The 23,380-nt window shown below is 41.7% G+C and carries 14 protein-coding genes; 1 reads left to right on the top strand and 13 read right to left on the bottom strand.

Going from position 1 to position 23,380, the window contains the following annotated elements; all coding sequences use genetic code 11:
- Positions 1-65 precede the first annotated feature (65 nt).
- The 7 genes from V6M43_RS01320 to V6M43_RS01290 all read right to left on the bottom strand — a co-directional run bounded on the left by V6M43_RS01320 (position 66) and on the right by V6M43_RS01290 (position 13,308).
- Positions 66-1,571, bottom strand: coding sequence for a sulfatase (locus tag V6M43_RS01320; protein WP_332732243.1), 1,506 nt, complete (start codon positions 1,569-1,571; stop codon positions 66-68).
- Positions 1,572-1,589: 18 nt separating this feature from the next.
- Positions 1,590-2,729, bottom strand: coding sequence for a formylglycine-generating enzyme family protein (locus V6M43_RS01315; protein ID WP_332732242.1), 1,140 nt, complete (start codon positions 2,727-2,729; stop codon positions 1,590-1,592).
- Positions 2,730-2,774: 45 nt separating this feature from the next.
- The gene (locus V6M43_RS01310; protein ID WP_332732241.1) at positions 2,775-4,304 is read right to left on the bottom strand and encodes a sulfatase family protein; all 1,530 of its coding nucleotides are present in this window, start codon (positions 4,302-4,304) and stop codon (positions 2,775-2,777) included.
- Between the two features lie 109 nt (positions 4,305-4,413).
- Positions 4,414-8,511 carry a hybrid sensor histidine kinase/response regulator transcription factor gene (locus V6M43_RS01305; RefSeq protein ID WP_332732240.1) on the bottom strand — a complete coding sequence of 1,366 codons (4,098 nt, stop codon included), beginning with the start codon at positions 8,509-8,511 and terminating at the stop codon, positions 4,414-4,416.
- A 238-nt stretch (positions 8,512-8,749) separates the two neighbouring features.
- Positions 8,750-10,207, bottom strand: a complete 1,458-nt coding sequence (locus V6M43_RS01300; protein ID WP_332732239.1) for a sulfatase-like hydrolase/transferase — start codon at positions 10,205-10,207, stop codon at positions 8,750-8,752.
- A 28-nt stretch (positions 10,208-10,235) separates the two neighbouring features.
- The gene (locus V6M43_RS01295) at positions 10,236-11,705 is read right to left on the bottom strand and encodes a sulfatase-like hydrolase/transferase (protein WP_332732238.1); all 1,470 of its coding nucleotides are present in this window, start codon (positions 11,703-11,705) and stop codon (positions 10,236-10,238) included.
- On the bottom strand, positions 11,686-13,308 hold the full coding sequence (locus tag V6M43_RS01290; protein WP_332732237.1) for a right-handed parallel beta-helix repeat-containing protein: 1,623 nt from the start codon (positions 13,306-13,308) through the stop codon (positions 11,686-11,688). Before V6M43_RS01290 ends, V6M43_RS01295 begins: the two co-directional genes overlap by 20 nt.
- Before the next feature lie 348 nt (positions 13,309-13,656).
- Between V6M43_RS01290 and V6M43_RS01285 the strand changes: the two genes are divergently transcribed.
- Complete coding sequence (locus V6M43_RS01285; protein WP_332732236.1) at positions 13,657-17,487, top strand: glycosyl hydrolase; 3,831 nt, start codon at positions 13,657-13,659, stop codon at positions 17,485-17,487.
- Between the two features lie 64 nt (positions 17,488-17,551).
- Here V6M43_RS01285 and mnmE read toward each other — a convergent pair whose 3' ends face one another.
- From mnmE to V6M43_RS01255, 6 genes are all read right to left on the bottom strand, one after another.
- A complete protein-coding gene (mnmE, locus tag V6M43_RS01280; RefSeq protein WP_332732235.1) occupies positions 17,552-18,937 on the bottom strand; it encodes a tRNA uridine-5-carboxymethylaminomethyl(34) synthesis GTPase MnmE in 1,386 nt (461 codons plus the stop codon).
- A 9-nt stretch (positions 18,938-18,946) separates the two neighbouring features.
- Complete coding sequence (locus V6M43_RS01275) at positions 18,947-20,107, bottom strand: iron-containing alcohol dehydrogenase (protein WP_332732234.1); 1,161 nt, start codon at positions 20,105-20,107, stop codon at positions 18,947-18,949.
- A gap of 127 nt (positions 20,108-20,234) precedes the next feature.
- Entirely contained in the window at positions 20,235-21,068 is an 834-nt protein-coding gene (locus V6M43_RS01270; protein WP_332732233.1) for an energy transducer TonB, read from the bottom strand.
- A 51-nt stretch (positions 21,069-21,119) separates the two neighbouring features.
- A complete protein-coding gene (locus V6M43_RS01265) occupies positions 21,120-21,659 on the bottom strand; it encodes an ExbD/TolR family protein (RefSeq protein ID WP_332732232.1) in 540 nt (179 codons plus the stop codon).
- A gap of 27 nt (positions 21,660-21,686) precedes the next feature.
- A complete protein-coding gene (locus V6M43_RS01260; protein WP_332732231.1) occupies positions 21,687-22,355 on the bottom strand; it encodes an ExbD/TolR family protein in 669 nt (222 codons plus the stop codon).
- Positions 22,356-22,469: 114 nt separating this feature from the next.
- Complete coding sequence (locus V6M43_RS01255) at positions 22,470-23,327, bottom strand: MotA/TolQ/ExbB proton channel family protein (RefSeq protein WP_332732230.1); 858 nt, start codon at positions 23,325-23,327, stop codon at positions 22,470-22,472.
- Positions 23,328-23,380 lie beyond the last annotated feature (53 nt).

The raw sequence follows: 23,380 nt of genomic DNA, 5'->3' as shown, positions 1-23,380 counted from the left end.
GGATGGAGGGCTGGCGCTTCAAAAAAGCGGTGTATTCAGATCAAACAAATGCAGTTGAAAAATGGTCAGGGGAGGGAATTAGCTGAAAGATCAAACGCCGGATTTTTATTGGGCATTTTTGCACCCGTTTTCCTGATCCAGTTAAGCAGGTTTCGCTTTAAACGATTTGCGGTTTTCTTGTTTGTTTCAGCAATATTTTTTGTTTCGGCGATATCGTTCAACAGATCATAAAGTTCCACACTATCGTCTTCAAAATTTAAAATGAGCTTATAATTTCCCGCCATAATTGCAGCGCCCGGTTTGCCTCCCTGGTTGCTGTAATGCGGATAAAACCAGTATAAGGTTCTGCTATTTGATAATGGCTCATTTGAAAGCAATTGAAAAATATCATCCCCGTCAATTTGCTTTTCTTTTGAATATTTTTCATTCATCGCCCATGCAATAGTCGGAAAAATATCTGCGGTGGTTACCGGGATATCTGAGACTGTACCTGATACTATTCTCCCTTTCCAATACATAATAAGTGGAACCCTTATACCACCTTCATACAACCATCCCTTGCCCGCACGAAAAGGGCCATTAACGGTTGGACTTCCTTCGGCGGTACTTAATCCCCCATTATCGGAAGTAAAGATCAACATAGTATTGTCATCTATACCAACCTCTATGAGCTTCTCTAAGAGTTTCCCTATATTGGTATCCATATTTTCAATCATGGCGGCATAAACAGGATTATCCTGCACAAGTCTTCTTCTCCAGCCGTTTTCATATTTCATCCATTCTTCGTCTTTGGCAAAACGCTCATTGTTCTGAACATTCAATTTATTTTTCTTCGCCTCATATTTTTCAATCAATGCCTTCGGAGCCTGCAGTGGGTTATGCACTGCGTATAAGGAATACAGTAAGAAGAAAGGGGATTGCTTATTGTTATCAATAAAATCAAGACATTCTTTCGTCAGCCTGTCTGTGAGGTATTCACCTTTGGGTCCATCACTTAATTTTGGATTTGCATAGGGTGTAAAAAAACCACCTGTACTGTCATTGACTCTACCCGTGGGTGAGCCCTTGCTCCAGCCTCCTTTGTTAGTCTGAAACCCATGGTAATCGGGCCAGTATTTCTCTTCTTCACCAAGATGCCATTTACCGGCAAAGAAAGTTTTATAGCCATTCAATAGGGCGAGCTCACTGATGGTTGTTTCTTCCAGTGCTAACTGGTAAGCGGTAGGCTGTGCAATCAATTTCTCGAAAAGTTTCGCTTTACCATCTTCCTGCCGGCCACGGATCCAGTCGGTAACACCAGTATTTACAGGGTATTTTCCGGTCAAAATGCTTGCACGTGTTGGACTGCAAACCGGGGAGGTGGAATAACCTTTTGTGAAGCGGATTCCCTTTGTGGCCAGCTTATCGAGATTAGGTGTTTCGTAAAAACTACTTCCATAAGAACCCAGGTCGGCCCAACCCAGATCATCTGCTAATATGACAATAATATTTGGAGGCTGGTTTTTGCTTTGTGCATTTAGCGTAAAACAAATGAGCAGCAAACAAAAGGAGGCAACAAGATATTTTGACATTAATGGAGCTTGTAAATATTATTTCTTACCAACAACATCTTTCACACATCTGAATCCGGTATGTTCAAGTCCGGTATCGGGACTGCTTTTCATCCGCCTGGCAACCCTGTAACCACTGCAGTAACTGTCATTGCAGAGAAAGCTGCCGCCACGTAATACTTTTTTGGGGGTATAGGGATCCTGGGGATCAAAACTCTTTTGAGGTCCGGCAGGATTTATACTTGCCTTGCCTTTAAGTGAACTGTAGTAATTATAATCATACCAATCGCTGCACCACTCCCATACATTTCCAGCCATATCAAAGAGGCCATAGCGGTTGCAGTTAAATGTTTTTACGGGAGCATGTTTAATGAACCCATCACGCTTCTCATTTAAATAAGGGAAACTACCTTCCCAGCTATTGGCTTTAGGCGTAGCTATGTTTACATGTTCATTGCCCCATGGATAGATATTGTTGATGAGTGCACCCCTTGCAGCATACTCCCACTCCGATTCTGTTGGCAATCGTTTGCCAGCCCATTTACAATAAGCCATGGCATCATACCAGCTAACATGAACAACGGGGTAATTCATCTTATCATTGATGGTACTGTTAGGGCCTTCAGGATGCTTCCAATCGGCTCCTGCCATCCAATTCCACCATTGTGTATAATCATTCAGATCAACGGGTGCTGATGTTTGCTTAAATACCAGCGAAGCGGCGATCATCAAACTATCTGGTGGCCTGGGAGTACCGGGTGGTAAGGTCTTTTCCAATTCTTCCCAGGTAGGTTTACGTTCTGCTGTGGTAATGTAACCTGTTGCCTCCACAAACTTTTCAAACTCAGCATTAGTTACCTCGGTAATGTCCATATAAAATGAATCAACAATCACTTTATGTTTTGGATATTCATCTGCCGATGCCTGCTCATTATCACCCCCCATATCAAAACTGCCGCCTGGAATTAAAACCATACCGGCATAAGAAGCATCCGGATTTGTTGCTGAAACAGAATCAACAGATATATTGCCAAACCGGGAAGGCACTTGCATACAGGAATGAATGGAATCAGGCTTCGTTTCAATATTAGTCCCAGTACTGGCACTACTGCAACTGAGCATAGAACTAAAGAAAGCCAGGATTAGTAAAAGTGCAGCTATGGACTTAATTAATTTCATGTGTATGGATTACCCTTGTCTGTAAAGGTCTGCACTTTTCTTAGTTTATTGTTGCTTAATGAGATCCAATTTTTGTTTCATTTCCTTTACCCGATCAGGGTAAACAGTTGCAAGATTTTTGATTTCACCAGGATCGTCGGCCAGATTATACAATTGTGGCTCAGGCAGGTTGCCTAATTCTGTATTGGTATCCTTATTGATTTGGGGCCCTTTTGAGGGCTCAATGTATTTCCATTTGCCTATTAGCAGTGAGAGCGTGGAATTAATAGATTGTTCAACCAGGAACTCACGTGACTGATTGCTTTGATTAAGCAATACCGGCAAATGATTTTTGCTGTCAGGTGCCTGGGAGGCTTCCACAGGAACATCGGCCAACGCAGCCAGGGATGCATATAAATCTACCTGGCTGAATAATGCATCATTGCTTACGCCACCTTTTATCTTACCATTCCATTTTACAATAAATGGCACTCTTGTGCCTGCCTCAAAGGCGCTGTACTTTCCTCCACGATAAATTCCTCCCGGTTTGTGGTTCCCTAATTTTTCAACAGCTTCATCTTTGTAGCCATCATCAATTACCTGTCCGTTATCACTTGTAAAAATGATCAGGGTATTATCTGATAGTCCATACTTTGCCAGGATTTCCTCAATCTGTCCTACTGTCCAGTCTAATTGAAGCAACACATCCCCTCTTGGTCCCATCCCGCTCTTTCCCACAAAACGCTCATGTGCAACCCGCGGCACATGTATGTCATGCGTGGAGAAATATAAAAAGAAAGGATTTGATTTGTTCTTGGTTATATATGCTTTAGCTTTTTTTACCAGAACGTCGGCAAAGTCTTCATCTTTCCATAGTGCACTCTTACCACCTGTCATATAACCAATACGGCTGATTCCATTTACGATTGTCATATCATGACCGTGCGAAGGATGCATTTTAAGCAGCTCAGGATTTTTTTTACCTGTTGGGGCATTGGGATCTAAAGGGCCTGTATAGCTGACTTTAATCGGATCATTTTTATCGAGATTAACTACATGATGGTTCTCTACAAAAACACAGGGAACACGATCACCGGTGGCGGGAATTAAAAAAGAATAATTGAACCCAATCTCAATAGGACCCGGTGTGATTTTCCCATTCCAGTCGGCGCCCTTTTCATCCCCAAGTCCAAGATGCCACTTGCCAATAACGGCAGTATTATACCCGGCTTTTTGAAGCATACCAGGTAGTGTTGTTGTATTAACAGGAATAATCAATGATGCATCGCCGGGGGCTATTCCTGTTCCTGCCTTACGCCAGGCATACTTACCTGTAAGCAAAGAAAACCGTGAAGGGGTACAGGTTGCAGAAGTTGCATGAGCATTTGTAAACTTCACACCGGTAGCAGCCAGCCGGTCAATATTTGGAGTGGCAATGGCCGAAGTGCCGTAAGAACTAATATCACCATAACCAAGATCGTCGGTGTAGATGAGTACAATATTTGGCTTAGGCTTTTGGCCAGTCTGTGCATGAACTGAAGTAAAACTTGCCGAAACAATGAGCAACATAAAGAACCGGCTGATTATTATTCTCATAATTGATTTTTATATGGCTCCCTGAGCCCTTTGAAAGCTTACCGGCTAAATTATTACAACATGATCACCTGTACATATCAAAAAAGGGGTGCAAACGTGGCAATGCCTGTTACTTTTTGTATTCTGAAGGAGATATACCAAACTGTTCCTGAAAACGTTTTCTAAAATATTTAATATCGTTGAAACCAGCCTCGAATGCAGTTTCCGTAACGGAATAATTTCCACTTTCCAATAATTTGACGGCATAGTTTAACCGGGCGGTCCTGATAAATTCATTACCGGACATTCCAGTTACTGCTTTTAATTTCCGGTAAAAAGTGGAACGGCTCATATATAAAAGGTTCGCAAGTTCATCGGTATTAAACTCGCTGTTGGAAATATTCTCTTCCACCAGCTTCATAAGTTTATTTAAAAACTCCTCCTCAAATGTTTTTATTTCAAAATTTCCAGAGCCAAGGAATACCTTTTTTGCATACAATTCCTTTAAGGTATTCCTTAAGTTGATCAGGTTATGAATATGCACCAGCAGTAACTGTGAGTTAAACGGTTTGGGCAAATAAACATCAGCACCTTCACGAATACCTTGTACATGGTGTGTCATATCTGATAAGGCGGTCAGAAGAATTATGGGAATATGCGAGGTGTCTTTATTAGATTTTAATCGCCGGCATAATTCAATGCCATCCATTTCCGGCATCATAATATCACTCACTATCAGATCCGGAATAGTTTCCAATGCCCTTTCCAGTCCCTCTTTTCCGTTCATTGCCGTTATAACTTTAAAAGACGGAGACAGTATCTCGTAGATGTACTGCTGAATATCAGATTCATCTTCAACAACCAGTATAATAGGAAGTTCCTGCTCCTGGTTAACGGTGTCATTCTCTTCAGGCATAAGTACAGAATTTAAAATTGAATCACTTGTTTGGTTGGCTATCTGGAATGGCTCGTAGGTAGTATTAAGGGTACTATCGGAATTATGTATAGAGGGCAGGGTAATTGTAAACAGGCTTCCCTTTATTCCGTTGCTTTCCGCTTTAATACATCCGCCATGCAACTCGATCAGTTCCTTTACGAAAGAAAGTCCAATGCCGGTTCCTGAAATTGTGGTACCATCCTCTTCCCTGCCCCGGTAAAACCGGTCGAATATGCGATCTATTTCATTCGCAGGAATACCCCTGCCGGTATCCTTAACAGTGATCTCACAACCATGGTGATGATTTCTACCTAAACGAAGATTGATCTGTCCACCATTAGGCGTGTATTTAAATGCATTGGAAAGTACATTATAGATAATGACTTCGAGTTTATTATGATCAAACGTAAAAGAGCTATACTTTTCATTCGACTGAAAATTATATTCTATGTTTCTCCGGTTTGCCTCGTCAATAAATAGCAGGTAAATGTCTTTACAGAAAGAAACTATCTCACCGGGTTGTAAGGAGAGTTTTAAGCTGCCAGCCTCTGCTTTTTGAAAATCAAGTAGTTGGTTCACCATCCGCAACATGCGCCTCGATTGCTTTTGAATGAGCCTAAGACTTTTTTCAACCGGAAACTCCATTTTTCTTGTCTGCAGCAGGTCATCCAACGGTCCCATTATAAGGGTTAATGGAGTACGGAATTCGTGGGATATATTGGTAAACAATCGTTCTTTGAAATCGGCCAGTTTGTTTTCCTGCTGCCTTTCAAGCTTGCTGAGTGATAATTGATTTTTCAAGGCAACCTGCCGCAAACCAAGATAGCGTGTTAACCAAAGAAGAAATATGAAAACAGCTATATAAATACTATAGGCCCACCAGGTTCGCCAGGGTGGTGGCAGAATCTTTATGGTCAACTGGTGGGGAGAAGGATTCCATATTTTATCACTGTTCGTTGCTTTTACCAATAATTGATAGGTGCCTGGTTTCAAATTTGTAAAAGTTGCCATCCTGTTTTTACCGGCATACACCCAGTCATCATTAAAACCTTCCAGTTTATAAACATATTCATTCTTGTCTGGTGCATGGTAATCGAGTGCGGCAAATTCAACTGAGAAAATATTTTCTTTATATTTAAGGGTTATGGTTTCTGTTTCATAAAATGGTTTATTCAGAATGGAACTATCGGATCCATCTACTCCGAATTCATATGGCTGGTTATTGATCGATAAGTTAGTAAAATAGACAGGAGGATAAAACCGGTTTATCTTTATACTATCCGGAAAAAAATAGGTGAGCCCTTCCAGGCCGCCAAAAAATAATCTGCCATAGGAATCTCTATAAGAGGCATTTTCCGAAAACACAACTGATTGAACGCCGTCTCTTTTATCAAAAACGGTGAAAGAATTTTTAGCCTGGTTAAACCTTATAATTCCTTTATTGGTACTTGCCCAGATATCGCCTGCGCTGTCTGGAATAACTGCATGAACATAATCACTTGGCAGGCCTTCGCGGGTGGTATATTTCACCACATTCAATGTGTTGTTTTCTACGCCAGAGATCCTGTTTAGTCCGTATTGAGTACCTGCCCAGATATTACCAAACTTATCTTCCGATAAACAAAGGATGGTATTATTGCTGAGTGAATTATTATAACCATCATCCTGAGAGAATACCTGGAATTGATCTGTTTCAGGATGGTAGAGGTGAAGGCCTTTATAGGTTCCTATCCAAAGCCTTTTTTTGGAATCCACCAGCAGGCAACTGATCCTTTCATTTTGTAAAGCTCCTTTTATATCATATGCTGGAAGATAATTTCTGAATACCGGCTGGTTCTTGTTATCATAGCCTGAAATATAGCATAGACCGTACTCCTGCGTTCCAATCCAGATTCTGCCTGAAGCATCCTTTATAATTGCATTAATTTTCCTCCCGCTGATAGACGAGGAGTCTTTGGGTCGGGGAACAAAAATATCATAATTCCCTACACCGCCAGGCGTATTAACCATCCGGATCAATCCTTTATTTGTACCAACCCATAAGTAATTGCCGTCCTCCATAAAAGTTCGGCTTTCGTAGGGAAGGGCCCCTAAGTTTGAAAAATTTTCAGCATTGATATTTACCCTGGAGAAGTATTTCCAGTCGGTCGAATATTGAATTCCACCACCTTTGGTTCCCATCCAAAGTTTATTATACTTATCTACGTAAACCGAAAGTACATGGGAACTTTCCAGGTTAGAACTACCCTGGCTTACGGAGCCGATGTTGATAAACTTTTTCTGATTCAGGTCAAACTTAAATGCACCTGTTCCATCCGTTCCTACCCACAACAGCCCTGAAGGATCTTCCTGGAGAGTTAAGATGATCTGGTTATCGGTGGTATATAACCCCGGAATAGTTAATTGGATTTTTTCAAACGATCCGGTACTCCGGTCAAAGCGGTTTAATCCCCCACCCCATGTACCTACCCATAAAGTTCCTTTTGAATCAATTAAAAGCCGGTATGTGTTGTTAGAACTTAAAGATGATGCATTGTTCTTTTGATGTCGGTAATTTTTATACTGCTTTGTCAGAAGATCAAACTGAAATAATCCATTATCCCAGGTACCTAACCATAAACAGTTATTAGCTTTATCATTGACTATAGAAGCTATGTTTAAGGCCGGAATTCCAAAATTATAGGATTGATCATTAACCAGGTCTTTATTTAAATGCTTTAACCCACTGTTGGTAGCCAGCCAAAAACCATTATCACCATCAGGCTGTATATCAAAGGTTTTCCATACACTGTTCAGAATATGAAACTGGCCTGTTGATTTATTGAAATATTGAAAACCTCTCCATGTGCCGATAAATAATTTTTCACTGTCGGTATCTAATATGGAAAGAATATAATCTGCATTAAAATCTTTGGGGTTCTGGCTGTTATTTATGTAGTTGGTTATCTTCCCTGTTTTAAGATCATATCCGCTTAGCCCACCAGATTTTGTTCCGATCCAGATATTATTATTTTTGCCATTCTGAAGAACTTCAATAGACTGGCTTAACAGGTTACTTCCCTTACCAAAATCATTTTTGAGCAGTTTCATTTGATAGCCATCAAAGAGCTGTAGTCCACCTCTTGTTCCAAACCAAATAAAACCATTTTTATCCTGGATGATAGCAGTTACTTCATTGTTAACGAGTTCGTCTGAAATATTTATAAAAGAATTGCCCCGTTGAGTATAAGACTTTGAAGTAATACCAACCAGCAGAAGCAGGCAGATGTATTTTTTTAATTGGGGCAGCAATTCATTTGCGAATTAATCCGTAAATATTCTTCTTACAATTTATACAAATTCCATAATTGATGGAGCTATTTAACCAAGGCATCACGCAGGCCTATAATAATATCATCAATGATATGAACAAGAGTACAAGTAAAACATACACAATTGCGAGCTCTTTGTTCAGGCGCTTATCATTTTTCCTGATTTTCTGATTATTCTTTTCCGAAAGCATAAGGTTATTTTATAATATTTTCAGTAGCTAATCAATAGAGCGGTATTCATTAAGCTCGGCCGGGTTGCGAACCCTGACTTTTTGGTTATGCATCAGATCATCATGGATCATAAGTGTGATGGTATCCCATACGGCTCCTTCCGTCCAGGCAGGTTTCATTTTATCTTTTTCCCAATTATTAAGCTTTTGTTTCAGCAGGGAAAATATTTCAGGTTTTATCTGTTGCAAATCATTGGATTCTCCCGGATCCTCACTAAGATCGTACAGGCGCTCACCTGCACCATTTATGAGTATCAGTTTATATTGGTTAAAACGGATAGCGGCGGCACCATCTTTACGCCATACCAACTCATGGTGAGGATTATCATTCTTTTCCCCTGTCAGAAAAGGTATGAGGCTAATACCATCAATGCCCAAAGTTGGTTGAATCGAAACTCCAGCGGCTTCAAGAGCGGTTGGAAATATATCCAGCGAAGAGCTGAGACCATGGTATTGCACGCCGACATCAAATTGTTTGGGCCAGGAAATAAAAAAAGGAACCCGGTGACCGGCTTCGTATTTATTGCCTTTAAAACCCTTCAGGGGGAAATTATTCGAAAGATTGTCATGTGCACCACCGTTGTCACTCAAAAAGAAAATCAGGGTATTCTCAAACAGTCCATGTTTTTTTAATTCTTCCACCATTTTTCCGATCGCCCTGTCTAAGGAAAAAGTCATAGCTGCCAATTTCTGGCGCGGGTGATTGGCAAATTTCTCCATATCCTCTTCACTAGCCTCCATTGGGGTATGAACAGCATTGGGAGCCCAATAAATAAAGAAGGGGTGATCTTTGTTTTCCCGGATATATTCCACTGCTTTATCACCCAACCTGTCGGTAAGATAACCTTCAAAGGGTACCTGGTTCCGGTTTTCCAGTAGTCCGTTTTTCGACCCCAACCGGTCATCTTTCTGAGGTCGGTAAAAATAACTTCTGCCTCCGCTTAAAAATCCATAATAATATTGATACCCTTTCTGCAGGGGATGCTGAGCTGGTTCAAATCCAAGATGCCATTTTCCAAATGCTGCGGTTCTATAACCTTGTTGTTGTAAAAGCTTTGGAAGAATGGTCTGGGATGTATCCATTCCCGGATACCCCTCACCTTCATTGCATTCGTAACCGAATCGTTGTTGATATTTTCCTGTCAGCAAACCAGCTCTTGAGGGACTGCAAACAGAAGCAGAAACATGCGCATCCATAAATCTTATCGCTCCTGCTGCCAATTTATCAATATTGGGTGTTTGCAAATCTTTTGATCCCATAAAACCAAAATCAGCATAACCGGCATCGTCAACAAGAATAATAATGATATTCGGTTTTGAAGCTGCGGGTGAAAATGAGAAAGCTCTTATTGAAAGGAGACCGCCCGAAACGAAGAGAAAAATAACAGAAATTCGCAATAAATAATATGAAGGCCTTTCACGTTGTAAATTGATAAATTGTTTCATGCTGGATAATATTTACAAATCCTGGCTATTACTGCTTTAGTTTTTTATCGCTGTTATACTGCGCTTCCTGGTTTAATCCATAAAATGCTGGTGGAATAGTTGCAGCCTCCCATTTCTTTCTTTCTTTTTCCATTCGCCTGATCCAATGATTGCTTTTTTCAGCGAGGTTAATTTCTTCGCTGATATCTTTTTTAAGGTGGTACAAAAACAGACTTGAATCCCGTATAATTATTTCTTTATTCCCCGAAGAATGCAACACAGCATAATTCTTTTGATCAAACTGTCGCCAGAATAAATATTCATGGGGAGATCCCTTTTTTAGGCCTTGCAGGTATGGTATCAAGTTTACTCCATCTAATGAATTTTTTGGTGCGGGAAGTCCCTTTATATTGGCGGTAACAGTAGCAAAAATGTCAAGGGAAATGATAGATTCATGATATTCAGACCCGGGCTTTATTATACGGGGCCATTGAATGGCGAAAGGAACCCTGATTCCTCCTTCATAAAGGGAACCCTTACTCCCCCGGAGTGAACCATTATTACTACTATTGTCATTTTCAGGCCCTCCGTTATCAGACAGGAAAATGACAATAGTATTCTCATCAAGATTTAATTCCTGCAATTTGTTTAAGAGCAGGCCAACTCCGTCGTCAACTGCACTAATCATTGCAGCATATGTTCTTCGCTTTGGATCCTGAATATTCAGGAAGCGGTTGAGATATTTTTCTGTAGCCTGCAAAGGGGCATGTGGTGCATTGTAAGCGAGATAAAGAAAAAATGGCTGATGCTTATTCCGTTCAACGAAAGAAACCGCTTCCCTTGATAAAGCATCAGTGAGATATTCTGACTCTTCTACAACTTTTCCATTTCGGACCAGTTTGGTACGGTAGCTCTCTGCTTCATTCCTTGCACTATCCTGGTTAGCAATATTGTAGTCGGTAGGAAAATACCTGTGACCGCCACCAATGAATCCAAAAAATTCATTGAACCCGCGGTTCCATGGACGATACTGCTCATGAGCACCCAAATGCCATTTACCAATACCCATAGTATTGTAATCAGCTTTTACCAACAGTTCCTGCAACATTTGCTCATTCAATGAAAGGCCTATTTCCGGATCAAGGGGTTTATACAATGGATTGCGACTATAACCAAAACGATCCTGGTAACGCCCTGTTATTAACCCAGCCCTGCTGGGTGCACAAACGGCATAGCTTACATAGGCATTTCGGAAAACAACACCAGCTGTTGCAATTCTATCAATATTGGGTGTTGGGATATCTGTACAACCATTAAAACCGACATCTTCATAACCCTGGTCATCAGTCAGGATAATAATAACATTGGGCCTGCTTTCATTTATGATGCTATCAACTGGAGGTTTTTTAAATGCAATATTAACTGCAAAAAGAAGTATGCAGGAGAACCAGATTCGGCATTTTTTTATACTATTTCTTGCCACTGTTGTTGTTTTTATATTATTTATCTTTCCTGTCATCTAATTCAATTGCACCTAAATCGGGTTGACCTTTTATAGGATTTCCGAGAATATCGTGTTGAACCTGTAAACCTATACGAATACCAATACTGTCGTTAGGAATGGACCGAATGTTAATCCCCTTGTCAAGAATTAATTTCTTATTGGTGGGAGAATAATCCACCAGCTGGTATCCGCCTTTGTTTTTAAATGCGGGATCTGCAATTATGGGGGTGTTGTCCTGCAAAGGAAAATCAGCCGGCCAGTTATCTGAACGCAAATAGATATTGTTTGTAAATACTACGTTGGGCACACCATCCAGATCGACTTCTATTTTTTTCTGGTCGCCTGCAACAATTTTTGCTGCCTCTTCGAAATAAAATATATTATTGGCTATAAGAACGCCATCAGAGCTACTGCTTACAGCAATTTTGGGAACAATACCGGCAGAAACATAAATTGTATTGTTGTAAAAATAACTATTGTAGGGACCTTCATTCTTTTTTGCATTACCCTGGTAACCACTAAGCCAGAATATTTTTCCTTCCTGGAATGCACCATTTTTTCCCTTGACTCTATATCCATCGTTTATACTGATATTATAGCGGTAGGCACAGTTAAAATTATTGCCCAATATTTCACAGAAGCCCCCCGCATTATTGGCGCTAAGGTTATACTGAATTACCACATCATTGCAATTGAAATCAATATGAACACCCGCAGAGTCACCCGGACCGTTTGCATTTTCAAAACGATTGTGTTCAATGAGAATGCTACTGCATCCCCATGTCCATAACCCACTTCCGCGGCTCCAATTACGACTGTCTGACACAGAACCGGAATGATCAATCTTATTGTGGTGAATGTGCCCATTGGTTACGCCAGATAACTGCATGCCTGGCCCACCTGTTTGATAAATTTTACACTCTGCAACTTCAATTTTTTTGATTCCATCCTTTGTTGCAGTAAATTTTAAACCGGTATGACTAACATTAAATATTTCTGCTTTAAACACCTGGATGTTGGTTAATCTACCCTTACCAGTGTTATTAATAAAACGGATACCCCAGCCGTAACTCTGTGTACCATTAGCAGATCTTATCTCTTCTGCAGAACGCATGAAGCCGGGAGGATTATAATAAATATCGTGGACTAAAACATCACCCAAATGTATGCTTTCATAGGGCAGGTCTTTTGTTACTTCAACAAGAATGCCGCACCTCATCTCTGCTGTCTTAGATGGAATTTTATTTTTATAAGGTATCTGGGCTGTGATCTCAATATTTTCAATTTTAATAAAAGAGGAATTCTGAATGAGTATTGCATTCAGGTCATTGCCTGCATCTAAAACAGGCTTTGACGAACTTCCCTTGTACGGATAACTACTTATAACCACCGGATGGTGCAAACTTCCTTTAAGATCAACAAGTGAAAGCATGCCGGTAAACCTTTGACCCGAAGCAAATAATACAGAATCCCCGGCTTTCAATTGAATAGCTTTTAATGGCAACGCTGATTTCCAGGGCCGGCTTTTACTGGTTCCATTGTATATATCGTTTCCTGCAGATGCGTTGATATAATAATTGGTTGCTTTCAAGGAATGACTCAGTCCAAAAAGAAGCAAAAAGAAAACTATTTGCCAAAGTTTTATTGAAGAAATATTCATTCTTAAAACTAAATGCAACTGTCAGTTATACACGAAATCAGGCTTTCAAAAAAGGGGGGTATTCTATTCAATTATTGTTCAAATCTTTAATCGCCTTTCCCCTTAATAATGAAACATCGCATGATCTAATCAGGTGCATCATAAAAAGATCAAGACAAAACAACCCGTTTAATGATCTGAATGTTTCCACCTCTGTAAGAGCAGATAAATAGATTTGAGAAATCAGAAACTAACTAAAAATTACCTGCCATGTACAAATTTTTTACTCCTAAATGGATGTACTTTTTACAAATACTTTTATGCTGTATGTTCTTTACATCAGCTCATTCGCAAACGGAAACAGAAAATCCCTGTGATACAACCAGCCGATACATATACTGGACCGGTGAAGAGAACAATGATTTTTTTAATGAAAAAAACTGGAGGATCACTGTAGAAATTCCAACTGGCAGCTATTCAACCAGTGGCGATCCGGTGAAGCCAAATTGTTTGCCTGGAGATAACTCCTTTCTATACGCAATCTGTCCGAATAAACACGACCTGGAAAAAGATCGGCACCCAAAAAATGGCACAATAGATCCTGGTATTCCTATTCGATATAATTTGTTAATGGAAAATGCCAGCGTTTCAGTTAATGGCTCCCTTTCACTTGCCTGTTCCCAAAAAGGGATTACATTGATAAATTCACAGCTTAACGTAACACAGGGAACGATTACCCAAGGAGTTATTTCTTTACTCAGTGAGAGTACAGTACACTTGCATGAGGGTGATTATTCACCACAGCTTTCACTTAACTTTTTGGATGCTGCCTCATGGGTATATTTTCACCAGGCAAATCCTGATGAATTGATGTTACAATTGGGCGGTATTCTCATCAATAATGTAACAGGCGAAATAGATAATAATTTCCGCATCAACCAGTATTATCAGCAAGGGGCTGTTATAAGGCCGATTTCAAATTCATTCTTCCCGTTAGAAATTTTCAATACAACAGGCCAGCAAGGAACATCGGCTACATTAGGGGAGAATATTATTTACAGTGGTGCAGGCATACCAGAAGGGATGGATAATGCAGCACGTTCATTTAAGTTGAAAAGAGGATACATGGCCACGTTTGCCATTAACACAAATGGAACCGGCAAGAGTAAAGTTTATATTGCTTCAGAGGCTGACCTGGAAGTAAATGAATTGGATATTGCGTTGCAGGGAAATATTAGTTTCATCAGGGTGATTCCCTGGAACTGGGTAACCAAAAAAGGCACAGGTGGTTTCTATGACCAACTAGATGCCGGGTGGTTCTATAATTGGGGACTTGCCAATAACCCACTACCAAATTACGATTATGTGCCAATGGCATGGGGTGCAGGAGGCGCTTTACCAGCTTCTATGAACCAGGTAATCCAGAAGAAAAAAACAACCCATGTTTTAGGTTTCAATGAATCTGATAATTGCAACGACCAGTCGGGCCAATTTAATAATTTATGTCAACCAGCAGTTGCGGTAGCATATTTTGAAAACCTAATGGGGCTTGGTGTGAGGCTTGGATCACCTGCGCCAAGAGAAAACGGACCAACAACATGGTTGCTGGAATTTGCAAGGATAGCCAAAGAACGGGATGTAAGATTTGACTTTGTGGCCGTACATTGGTACGACTGGGGTAGCAGTCCTGCCACTACACCTAATGCGGATCCACAACAAATTTTCAATCGCTTCAAAGCCTATCTTGAAAATGTTTACAGGATCTATAAGCTTCCAATCTGGATCACAGAATTTAATGCCAACCCTAACCGTGGCAATCCTATACAGGAAGCATTTCTTCGATTGGCACTTCCCTACCTGGAGAGCCTTGAATATGTTGAACGTTATGCCTATTTCCAACCAAATTCAGCCTTTGCATCCAATCCGGTAACATCGGCCAATTACCTTGACGCAAACGGGTCCTTAACCAATATTGGCGAATTGTACAAGAATCATGTATCCCTTCCTTCCATTCCCGAAGCAACCTATATAAGTCCAAATAATTTAGAAGGGCTTGATCAGCCTTATGTATCGAAACCGGTAAACAGCCTGGTGTTTGAAGCGGAGTGCGGATCATACATCGGGAACCAGTGGAAGGTATCAGAATCTGCAGATGCTTCCAATGGTTTGTTTGTTCGGGGCGATAATAATCTTGCCGGTATCACCTCTTTAGCCAAACAGGTGCATTTTGAATTTGAATTAGAGGAAGAAGGCACATATCGGGCATGGATCCGTTCCGCATCCACGGGTGGTGCAGGTGCTATTCGAATAAAAATGGATGATAAAGAAATAGAGCAGATTTCGCCTTTCACCAGCAGTTCTTTTCTATGGTTCCAGGTGCCCCGTTTTTATGATCTGGGTGAAGGGAAACACCGGCTGACAATCGAATACCCAAATGCCAATATCCTTTTAGACCAAATAGCGATTATAAATGGTTCAGCTAACCTGGATGAGTATAAAAAAGAAAATGGCTATTGTGCACCATCAACATTGAAATGGGGATTGGAGGCAACAGACCTCATTAGATTTCATGAAGCTGAAATAGCAACTAGAGGAATTTACTGGAATACAAAAACTTCAGTTAACGCAATGGGTGGTGCATACTTAGCGAGTGAAGAAAATATGGTTTCTGAAGAGGTTCCTGTTGGTACAGAAAAAATTATTTCCTTTAACATAGATGTTGAAAAATCAGATGAATATGATATCTGGGCAAAGATCCAGGCAACTGATCCATCCGCTAATGTTTTATGGATTTCAGTTGATGATGAGCCTTTCAGACAATGGAGCAATCTTGGTAACACAACATACGAATGGTATTGGAAAAAATTCCATTACAGTTATGGTAGTGAGGACAGAAGCCTGACATATTTCCTTTCGGCAGGACAACACGTGGTAAAAATTGCCATTGCAAGTGGAAAGGTTTATGTTGACCGCCTGGCAATTGCAACCAAAGGAAAGTTGCCGGAAACAATTGATCCCAATGTATTGCAGTTGGGAGAAAAACTAGCGTTTGAAGCGGAAGATGCATCAATTCTTGGTGCTGCCAGTATTGTAAACTGTATCAGCTCATCAAATGGCAAGCAGGTTAATTTATTCAATGTTTATACCAATGGCGTGCGGTTCAATCAGATTGTGGCAGAGGCTGCTGGCGCTTATAAATTAAAGGTGTCCTATATGAGTGCTGCACTAAGATCATTCAGGGTTGTGGTTAATGGCACGGTTCTCGGCAGGCAAAATCCTCCTGTATCCGGTGAATGGTGTTTTAATCAGGGAAGTCCGGCTGTTCATGAAGTTGATGTAATTCTTAAGCGTGGAATCAATATAATTGATATAACACCTTTCAGTGGTGATGCACCTTTTATTGATAAAATTCTACTGGAAAAAGCTGAACTGAACGGGCTGTCGCTGGAAGCTGAGATGGCGGAACTTATCGGAATCAATAACGTGGTGAACTGTGCAACTGCCTCCAATGGCGCCTTAGTAAATATGGGATTGAATGTGGCAAATGGAATTCGTTTCAACGATTTATTATCTGAAGAAAGCCGAAATTATTCTGTGGATATTCATTATATCACTAAAGTTAATCGCAGTATGCGGATAGCTGTGAATGATCAGCCAGTTATTAGTCAATCATTCTTAGCCTCGGGGAACTGGTGTTTCGAAGGTGGTGTTACAAAAGTTCAAACTGTGGAACTTGCTTTATTGCAGGGAACAAACAGCATAGAGTTCAGGCCAACGGGTAGTGATGCTCCCTTCATAGATAAGATTGTATTAAGGGAAGCAGATCCAATGCAAAACAACATTGAAAACTTAGACCAGACAACTACTAAGTCCATTGGTGTTGTGCCGGAGCAGGAAACGAGCGCTTCGATAAATTTATATCCGAACCCTGTTAAAGAGGGCACACCAATTACCCTGTCGTTTACCGGAGCTGCCAATTCAAAAGGATCTGTGTACCTGCAAATCACTGATATGTCGGGAAGAATTGTATTTTCTCAAACTATATGGCAGAATGGTAGTGGGCAGGTTAAACTTGGAAATAGTCTTCGGAAAGGAATGTATATTTTAACTATAATAAAGGGAACGAATAAAACCAGTAAAAAAATAATTGTTCAGTAGTAGTACAAATTAGATTTGCAAAAGGCTCCGTGTTAATACCCGGAGCCTTTTTATTCAGAACCTGCTATTTGCCGATACAGAACTTGCTGAATATATAATCCAGCAGATCTTCATTACTCACTTCGCCGGTGATTTCTCCTACGTAGTGAAGGCAGCGGCGGATATCGAGCGCCAATAAATCGCCAGGGATTTTGTTGTCTAATCCGGAGCGGATGTCCTGAAGGGATGAAAGCATCTGCTGAAGGCTATGGAAATGGCGGGCATTGGTAACGATGGTATCTTCTGTATTCACCTTACCCTGCAATACCATATCCACCAGCCGTTCTTTCAACACTTCAATATGAAGCAGTTGTTTGGCGGAGATGAAAAAGATCGGTGCAGCCTGGGCATATCGTTCACGCATAACCGATTCATCACCTTTATCAACCTGGTTTCCTACAAGCAGGAACTGCAATCCATTCTGCTCAAAGGCGGCCTTATGCTGCAATAGTTCTTCAGGAGGCATAGTATTGGCGTCAAAAAGATAAAGTACTACATCGGCCTGTCGCATTTTCTCGAGGCTTCTCTCCACTCCTATACTTTCGATCTGGTCTTCGGTGTGTTCACGAATTCCCGCTGTATCAATGAAGCGGAAAAGTATGCCATCAATATTGATGATCTCTTCAATGGTATCCCTGGTAGTCCCGGCAATTTCACTTACGATAGCGCGGTTTTCATTAAGCAGTGTATTAAGTAGCGTACTCTTTCCTGCATTAGGTTTTCCAACGATGGCAACACTCACCCCGTTCTTGATCACATTGCCAAGCTGAAAGGAATGCGCAAGCTTTCCTACTCTATCAATAGCAGCGGATACAAGTGTATGTAATTGTGTTCTGTCGGCAAATTCAACATCTTCCTGTGAGAAATCCAGTTCAAGTTCTATCAATGCTGAAAAGGTGATAAGTTGTTCGCGGAGGGCTCTCAGATCAGAAGAGAATCCCCCTCTTATATTATTCAAAGCATTGCGTTGGGAGGCCGCTGTATTGGATGATATGAGGTCGGCCACTGCCTCTGCCTGTGCGAGATCGAGTTTGCCATGAAGGAAGGCCCGTTGGGTAAATTCACCGGGTCTTGCAAGCCGGGCTCCCTTTCGGATGCAGGCATCAATGATCTGCTGCAACACATAAGGTGAGCCATGACCTGATATCTCCACAACATTTTCACCAGTGTAAGAGCGCGGAGCTTTAAAAAGGGTAAGCACCACTTCATCTATGGCATTACCATCCTCCTTCAGTAATCCCACATGTGCAGTATGGGTTGGTTGCTCCAGCAAATTTTTGGAGGGGAAGAGATGGTCAGCAATTTCAATTGCGCGGGTTCCGCTAAGGCGGATGACGCCGATTGCGCCCAGGCCGGGAGGCGTAGCAAGGGCAACGATGGTATCATCCCATTGCGGGGTGGTGTATTTCATGGGGCAAAGTTAATAACTCATCTCCACGATCTCCTTAACCTGGTCTGGCCCCAGGTCTTTATGCTCGCCTAGCTTCGTCCAACCACGCTCGGTAAATCTGTTGGCAATTATATTTGCCGTGTCTTCAAAGCTGCTGGTATATTTTGATAGTTTGGTTTCAATGCCCAGTGAATGAAAGAATGCTTCCGTTTTTTCAATTGCTGCCATTGCCTTTTCTTCAGTAGTTCCTTCACTAACATTCCAGATCCTTTCGGCATACTGTGCCAGTTTATCTTTCTTGCGATCGAAATTGTAAAGAAAATGTCCGGGTGTTATAATGGCAAGAGTTCTCGCATGGTCGATCCCATAAAGGGCTGTAAGCTCATGCGCCATTGCATGTACAGCCCAATCAGTAGGTACGCCTTTCTGGATAAGTCCATTCAGGGCCATGGTGCAGCTCCACATGAAATTTGATGCAGCAATATAATCAGCGGGGTCCTTCATGATACGTGGAGCGATCTCTACCAAGGTTTGGAGGATACTTTCTGCGATCCTATCCTGCAGGAGTGCCCCGGCAGGATAGGTCATATATTGTTCCAGCACGTGCGAATAGGCATCCACGATACCATTGGCAATCTGACGTGTTGGAATAGAACGAACTACTTCGGGGTCCATGATAGAGAAAACAGGAAATAGTCCCGGCCCACCCATAGATAATTTCTCTTTTGTTTCTGCGCGGGAGATAACGGCGCCTGAATTCATTTCAGAGCCAGTGGCAGGAAGTGTCAGTACAGTACCGAAAGGCATGCCCTTTTCGGTACGTATTGATTTTGCTAGTATATCCCATGGTTCTTTGCCTTCATATAGCGCGGCAGAGGAGAGGAATTTAACTCCATCGATCACGGATCCTCCACCCACAGCGAGGAGGAAGCTAATCTCTTTACTGCGAATAATTTCCAGTGCCTGAAGCAATATCCTGTATTCCGGATTGGCGGGAATTCCTCCAAATTCAATGACCTCATGGTTATTTAGTGCCTGTATCACCTGGTCATAAACACCATTAGATTTGATGCTGCCACCACCATACAGTAGCATCACTTTTGAGCCTGCAGGTATTTCAGCAGATAGTTTAGCTATCTGGCCTTTACCGAAGATTATTTTTGTGGGGTTTTTGAATTCAAAATTTAGCATGAGGGGGAATTTTGAGGAAAGGGAATAAGCAATTGTCAATAGTCAATAGTGAATAGAGAATAGAAAGTTGAAGTTAAAAAAAATCCTCCTGCGGGGCAGGAGGATTCAAACAATTATACCGGGACTATTATTCCACTTCGAGGCGGAAAGTAATTGGCTGCTTCTTGTAAGATTTCACCTGGCGACCGTTCTGAACGGCGGGTGTCCACTTACCAGATTTTTTGATAACGCGGGCAGCTTCTTCACGGAGCTCTTCTGGTCCGCTGATAGCTTCCACAGCACTTACAGTACCTTCCTTATCAACGATGAACTGAACTACAACAGTACCCTGAACTTCATTATCAATGGCGTCCTGCGGGTAGCGGAGGCTCTTATTCAGGTAACGCTGCCAGGCACTGGTACCACCCGGGTATTCAGATTCGATCTCCACCTTTGTAAAGGTTTTGTCCCAATCTTCTTCTACCTTTTTGGGGGCTTCCACAACACCCTTTCCTTCATCAGAAGCAGGTGGTGCAACGATACCTTCGTCTTTGATACCTTCCTGGTTGATGGTACCTATCTTGGTTTCCTCCAGCTTTTCAACTTCTGGTGGTTTTTCGTCTTCTTTTACTTCCTCATCCTTTACAATTTTGGGAGGAGTGAATTTTGCCATTTCCACTTTTGGCGGCTCCGGTTTTGGCGGAGGCGGTGGTGGTGGTGGCTCATTCTTTGGCTCTTCTGTTTTCACTTCCTCGAGCTGAACGTCCTGGACGATCATCTCTGTTTTATCGTCACTGTTCCGGAGGGAACTGGCGAGGAAACTTCCGAGAAATGCCAAAGCGAGGAGCAAGGCAGTACCAACCAGTGCATATGTCATGCGCTTGGAATAGGTCTTACGCAAGTCATAAGCGCCATATTCTTTGTTCCGGCCATCGAAGACGATGTCCAGCACATCAGCACTTAAAATTTTATTTACGTCCATTGTTCGCTTTTTTGAATAAGATGCATTTGTTTAGCTTTTCCACAAACCTGTTTACTGCGGATTAGCGCCTTCAGTAGCTGCGATCATCATTTGTTCTGCTTCTGCAATATCAACCAGTGCATATCGCTTCACATCATTGATGGTCATCTCATCGAGCATGTCAACAGTATTCTTATAGGTGGATTCCTTATTAGGCTTGATCACTACAACAAAGTCTTTAGGGTCGGTAGACTTCTTCTTGGTCAGAATAACGTCACGGATTCCTTTGAAATTGGTGCTTTTAAAGTTTGCTCCATCTGGTGCCAGCATACCTTCGTAATAGTAGATTACGTCGTTCTTTGCAAGCATGATGGTGAGCGCACCTGATTCCTTGGCTTTGTTTTGTTCTTCCGGCTTATCCGTATCCTTGGGCAGGAACAGGCGCATTGCTGTTGGCTGGCTCATGGAAGTGGTGAAGATGAAGAAAGTGATCAGCAGGAAACCAAGATCCACCATGGGGGTAAGGTCCACGCGGGTGGATTGTTTTTTCGATTTTTTGACGCCGGGCCCTTTTTTATGTTTATCCCCGCCCGAGGTATCCATTTCTGCCATATGGTAATGTTTTTATGTTAAAAATGATTACTCTTCGGTTGTTTCCGCAGCAGCATTCCTGTTCATATTCCGCTTATATAATTCGGTTCCTTCTGGTACACCTTCAGGGTTAGTCACCATCTGGAACTTCATTTCATCGTTCTTTTTGAAGGCGTCAATAACACCTTTAAAAGCCGGGTATTTTGAAGCGTTGTCACCCTTAACGAGCAGGTTCATTTTGATACCCTGGAAGCCGCTTTTGATAGCGCGCATCCAGTCAACCATTTCGTTATTGATAGTATCCAGAACAGGTATACCAGGAAGGTTCATTTTAGGCCAGTTGTCTGCTGGCTGACTTGCCAGTGATTTCAATTGGCCTATAGGAACGCCGAAGAATGGTCCTTTAGAAAGGGCAGTCAGTTCAGCATCAGATAAACCAAGTGTGCGGTTTGTATTCAATGCTTCGAGGACTTCTTTGGTTGGAGCATCTTCAGAGAAGGAAACAAAAACTTTTCCTTCTTTGTCGATAGTCACCAGCGCAACATCCTTCTGCGGTGCAATTTTGGAAGCAACAGAACTTGGAGTCTGTACCGCAAGAGTTTCTGATGGCTTGAACTTGGTTGTCAGGATGAAAAATGACAACAAGAGGAATGCCACATCACACATCGCGGTCATATCAATATTCGTACTCTTCCGTGGGAGTTTTGCTTTTGGCATGACTTGTTAATTGATCAGTTCACATTTAGATTCAGTGAAAGCAGCATTCCATAAAATTCTTCCGACTTTTTTTGTACTGCTCTCTTACTCTCCTATTCCCTATTGCAGATTCACTTATTTGTAAAGTGAAGCAAAGCTTTGGGTAAGGGTGAATCCTGATTCATCAATACCGTATGTGATACCGTCGATCTTAGTTGTAAATACGTTATACATGATGATGGCCAGGGCAGAAGTACCGATACCAAGGGCTGTGTTGTAAAGGGCTTCAGAGATACCGCGTGATAGTTCACGTGCAGCATCACCACCACCTTCATCACCGAGCTTGGAGAAGGAACGGATCATACCCAATACCGTACCGAACAATCCGAGGAGTGTTGCAACAGATGCAATGGTAGAAAGGAACACGAGGTTCTTCTCAAGCATTGGCAGTTCCAGTGCAGTTGCTTCTTCCACTTCTTTCTGGATAGAAACAACTTTCTGCTCTGTATCCAGTTCAGTGTTGGTGATCATTTCTTTGTACTTGCGCAATCCGGCTTTCATTACATTACCTACAGAACCTTTTTGCTTATCACACTCTGCGAGTGCTGCATCAACATTCTTGTTAGCAAGATGATACTGAACCTTGCGGATGAACTCATCATTGTTACCGGTACCGGTAGCTTTGGAGATGGTCATCATTCTTTCAATTGCGAAAACCAATACGATCAGGAAGTTGGCAATCAGGATCGGTACTACGATACCGCCTTCATAAACGCCATGGAATGCACCGATAGGTCCAACATGGTTAGGCCAGAATCCACCAGCGGGATCAGGATTGGTAAAACCACTAGCAGCACCCATACCAAATCTCCAGATTATATATCCTCCGATGATACATAAAACAGGGGCAATCCAGGAAATGACATTGCTTCTCTTTTTAGCCTGAACAGAAGTGGCCGCTCTCGCAGTTGCAGTAGGTTTAGTCTCTGCCATAAATGTTTGTTTTTAGTTTTTTTGTAAACAGGTGATAATTGTTCTTGAATTGA

Origin of the sequence: Flavihumibacter sp. (assembly GCF_036676075.1) — a bacterium.
Classification (GTDB): Bacteria; Bacteroidota; Bacteroidia; order Chitinophagales; family Chitinophagaceae; genus Flavihumibacter.
The sequence above is the reverse complement of the archived record's forward strand: the minus strand, read 5'-3'. Positions and strand labels throughout refer to the sequence as shown.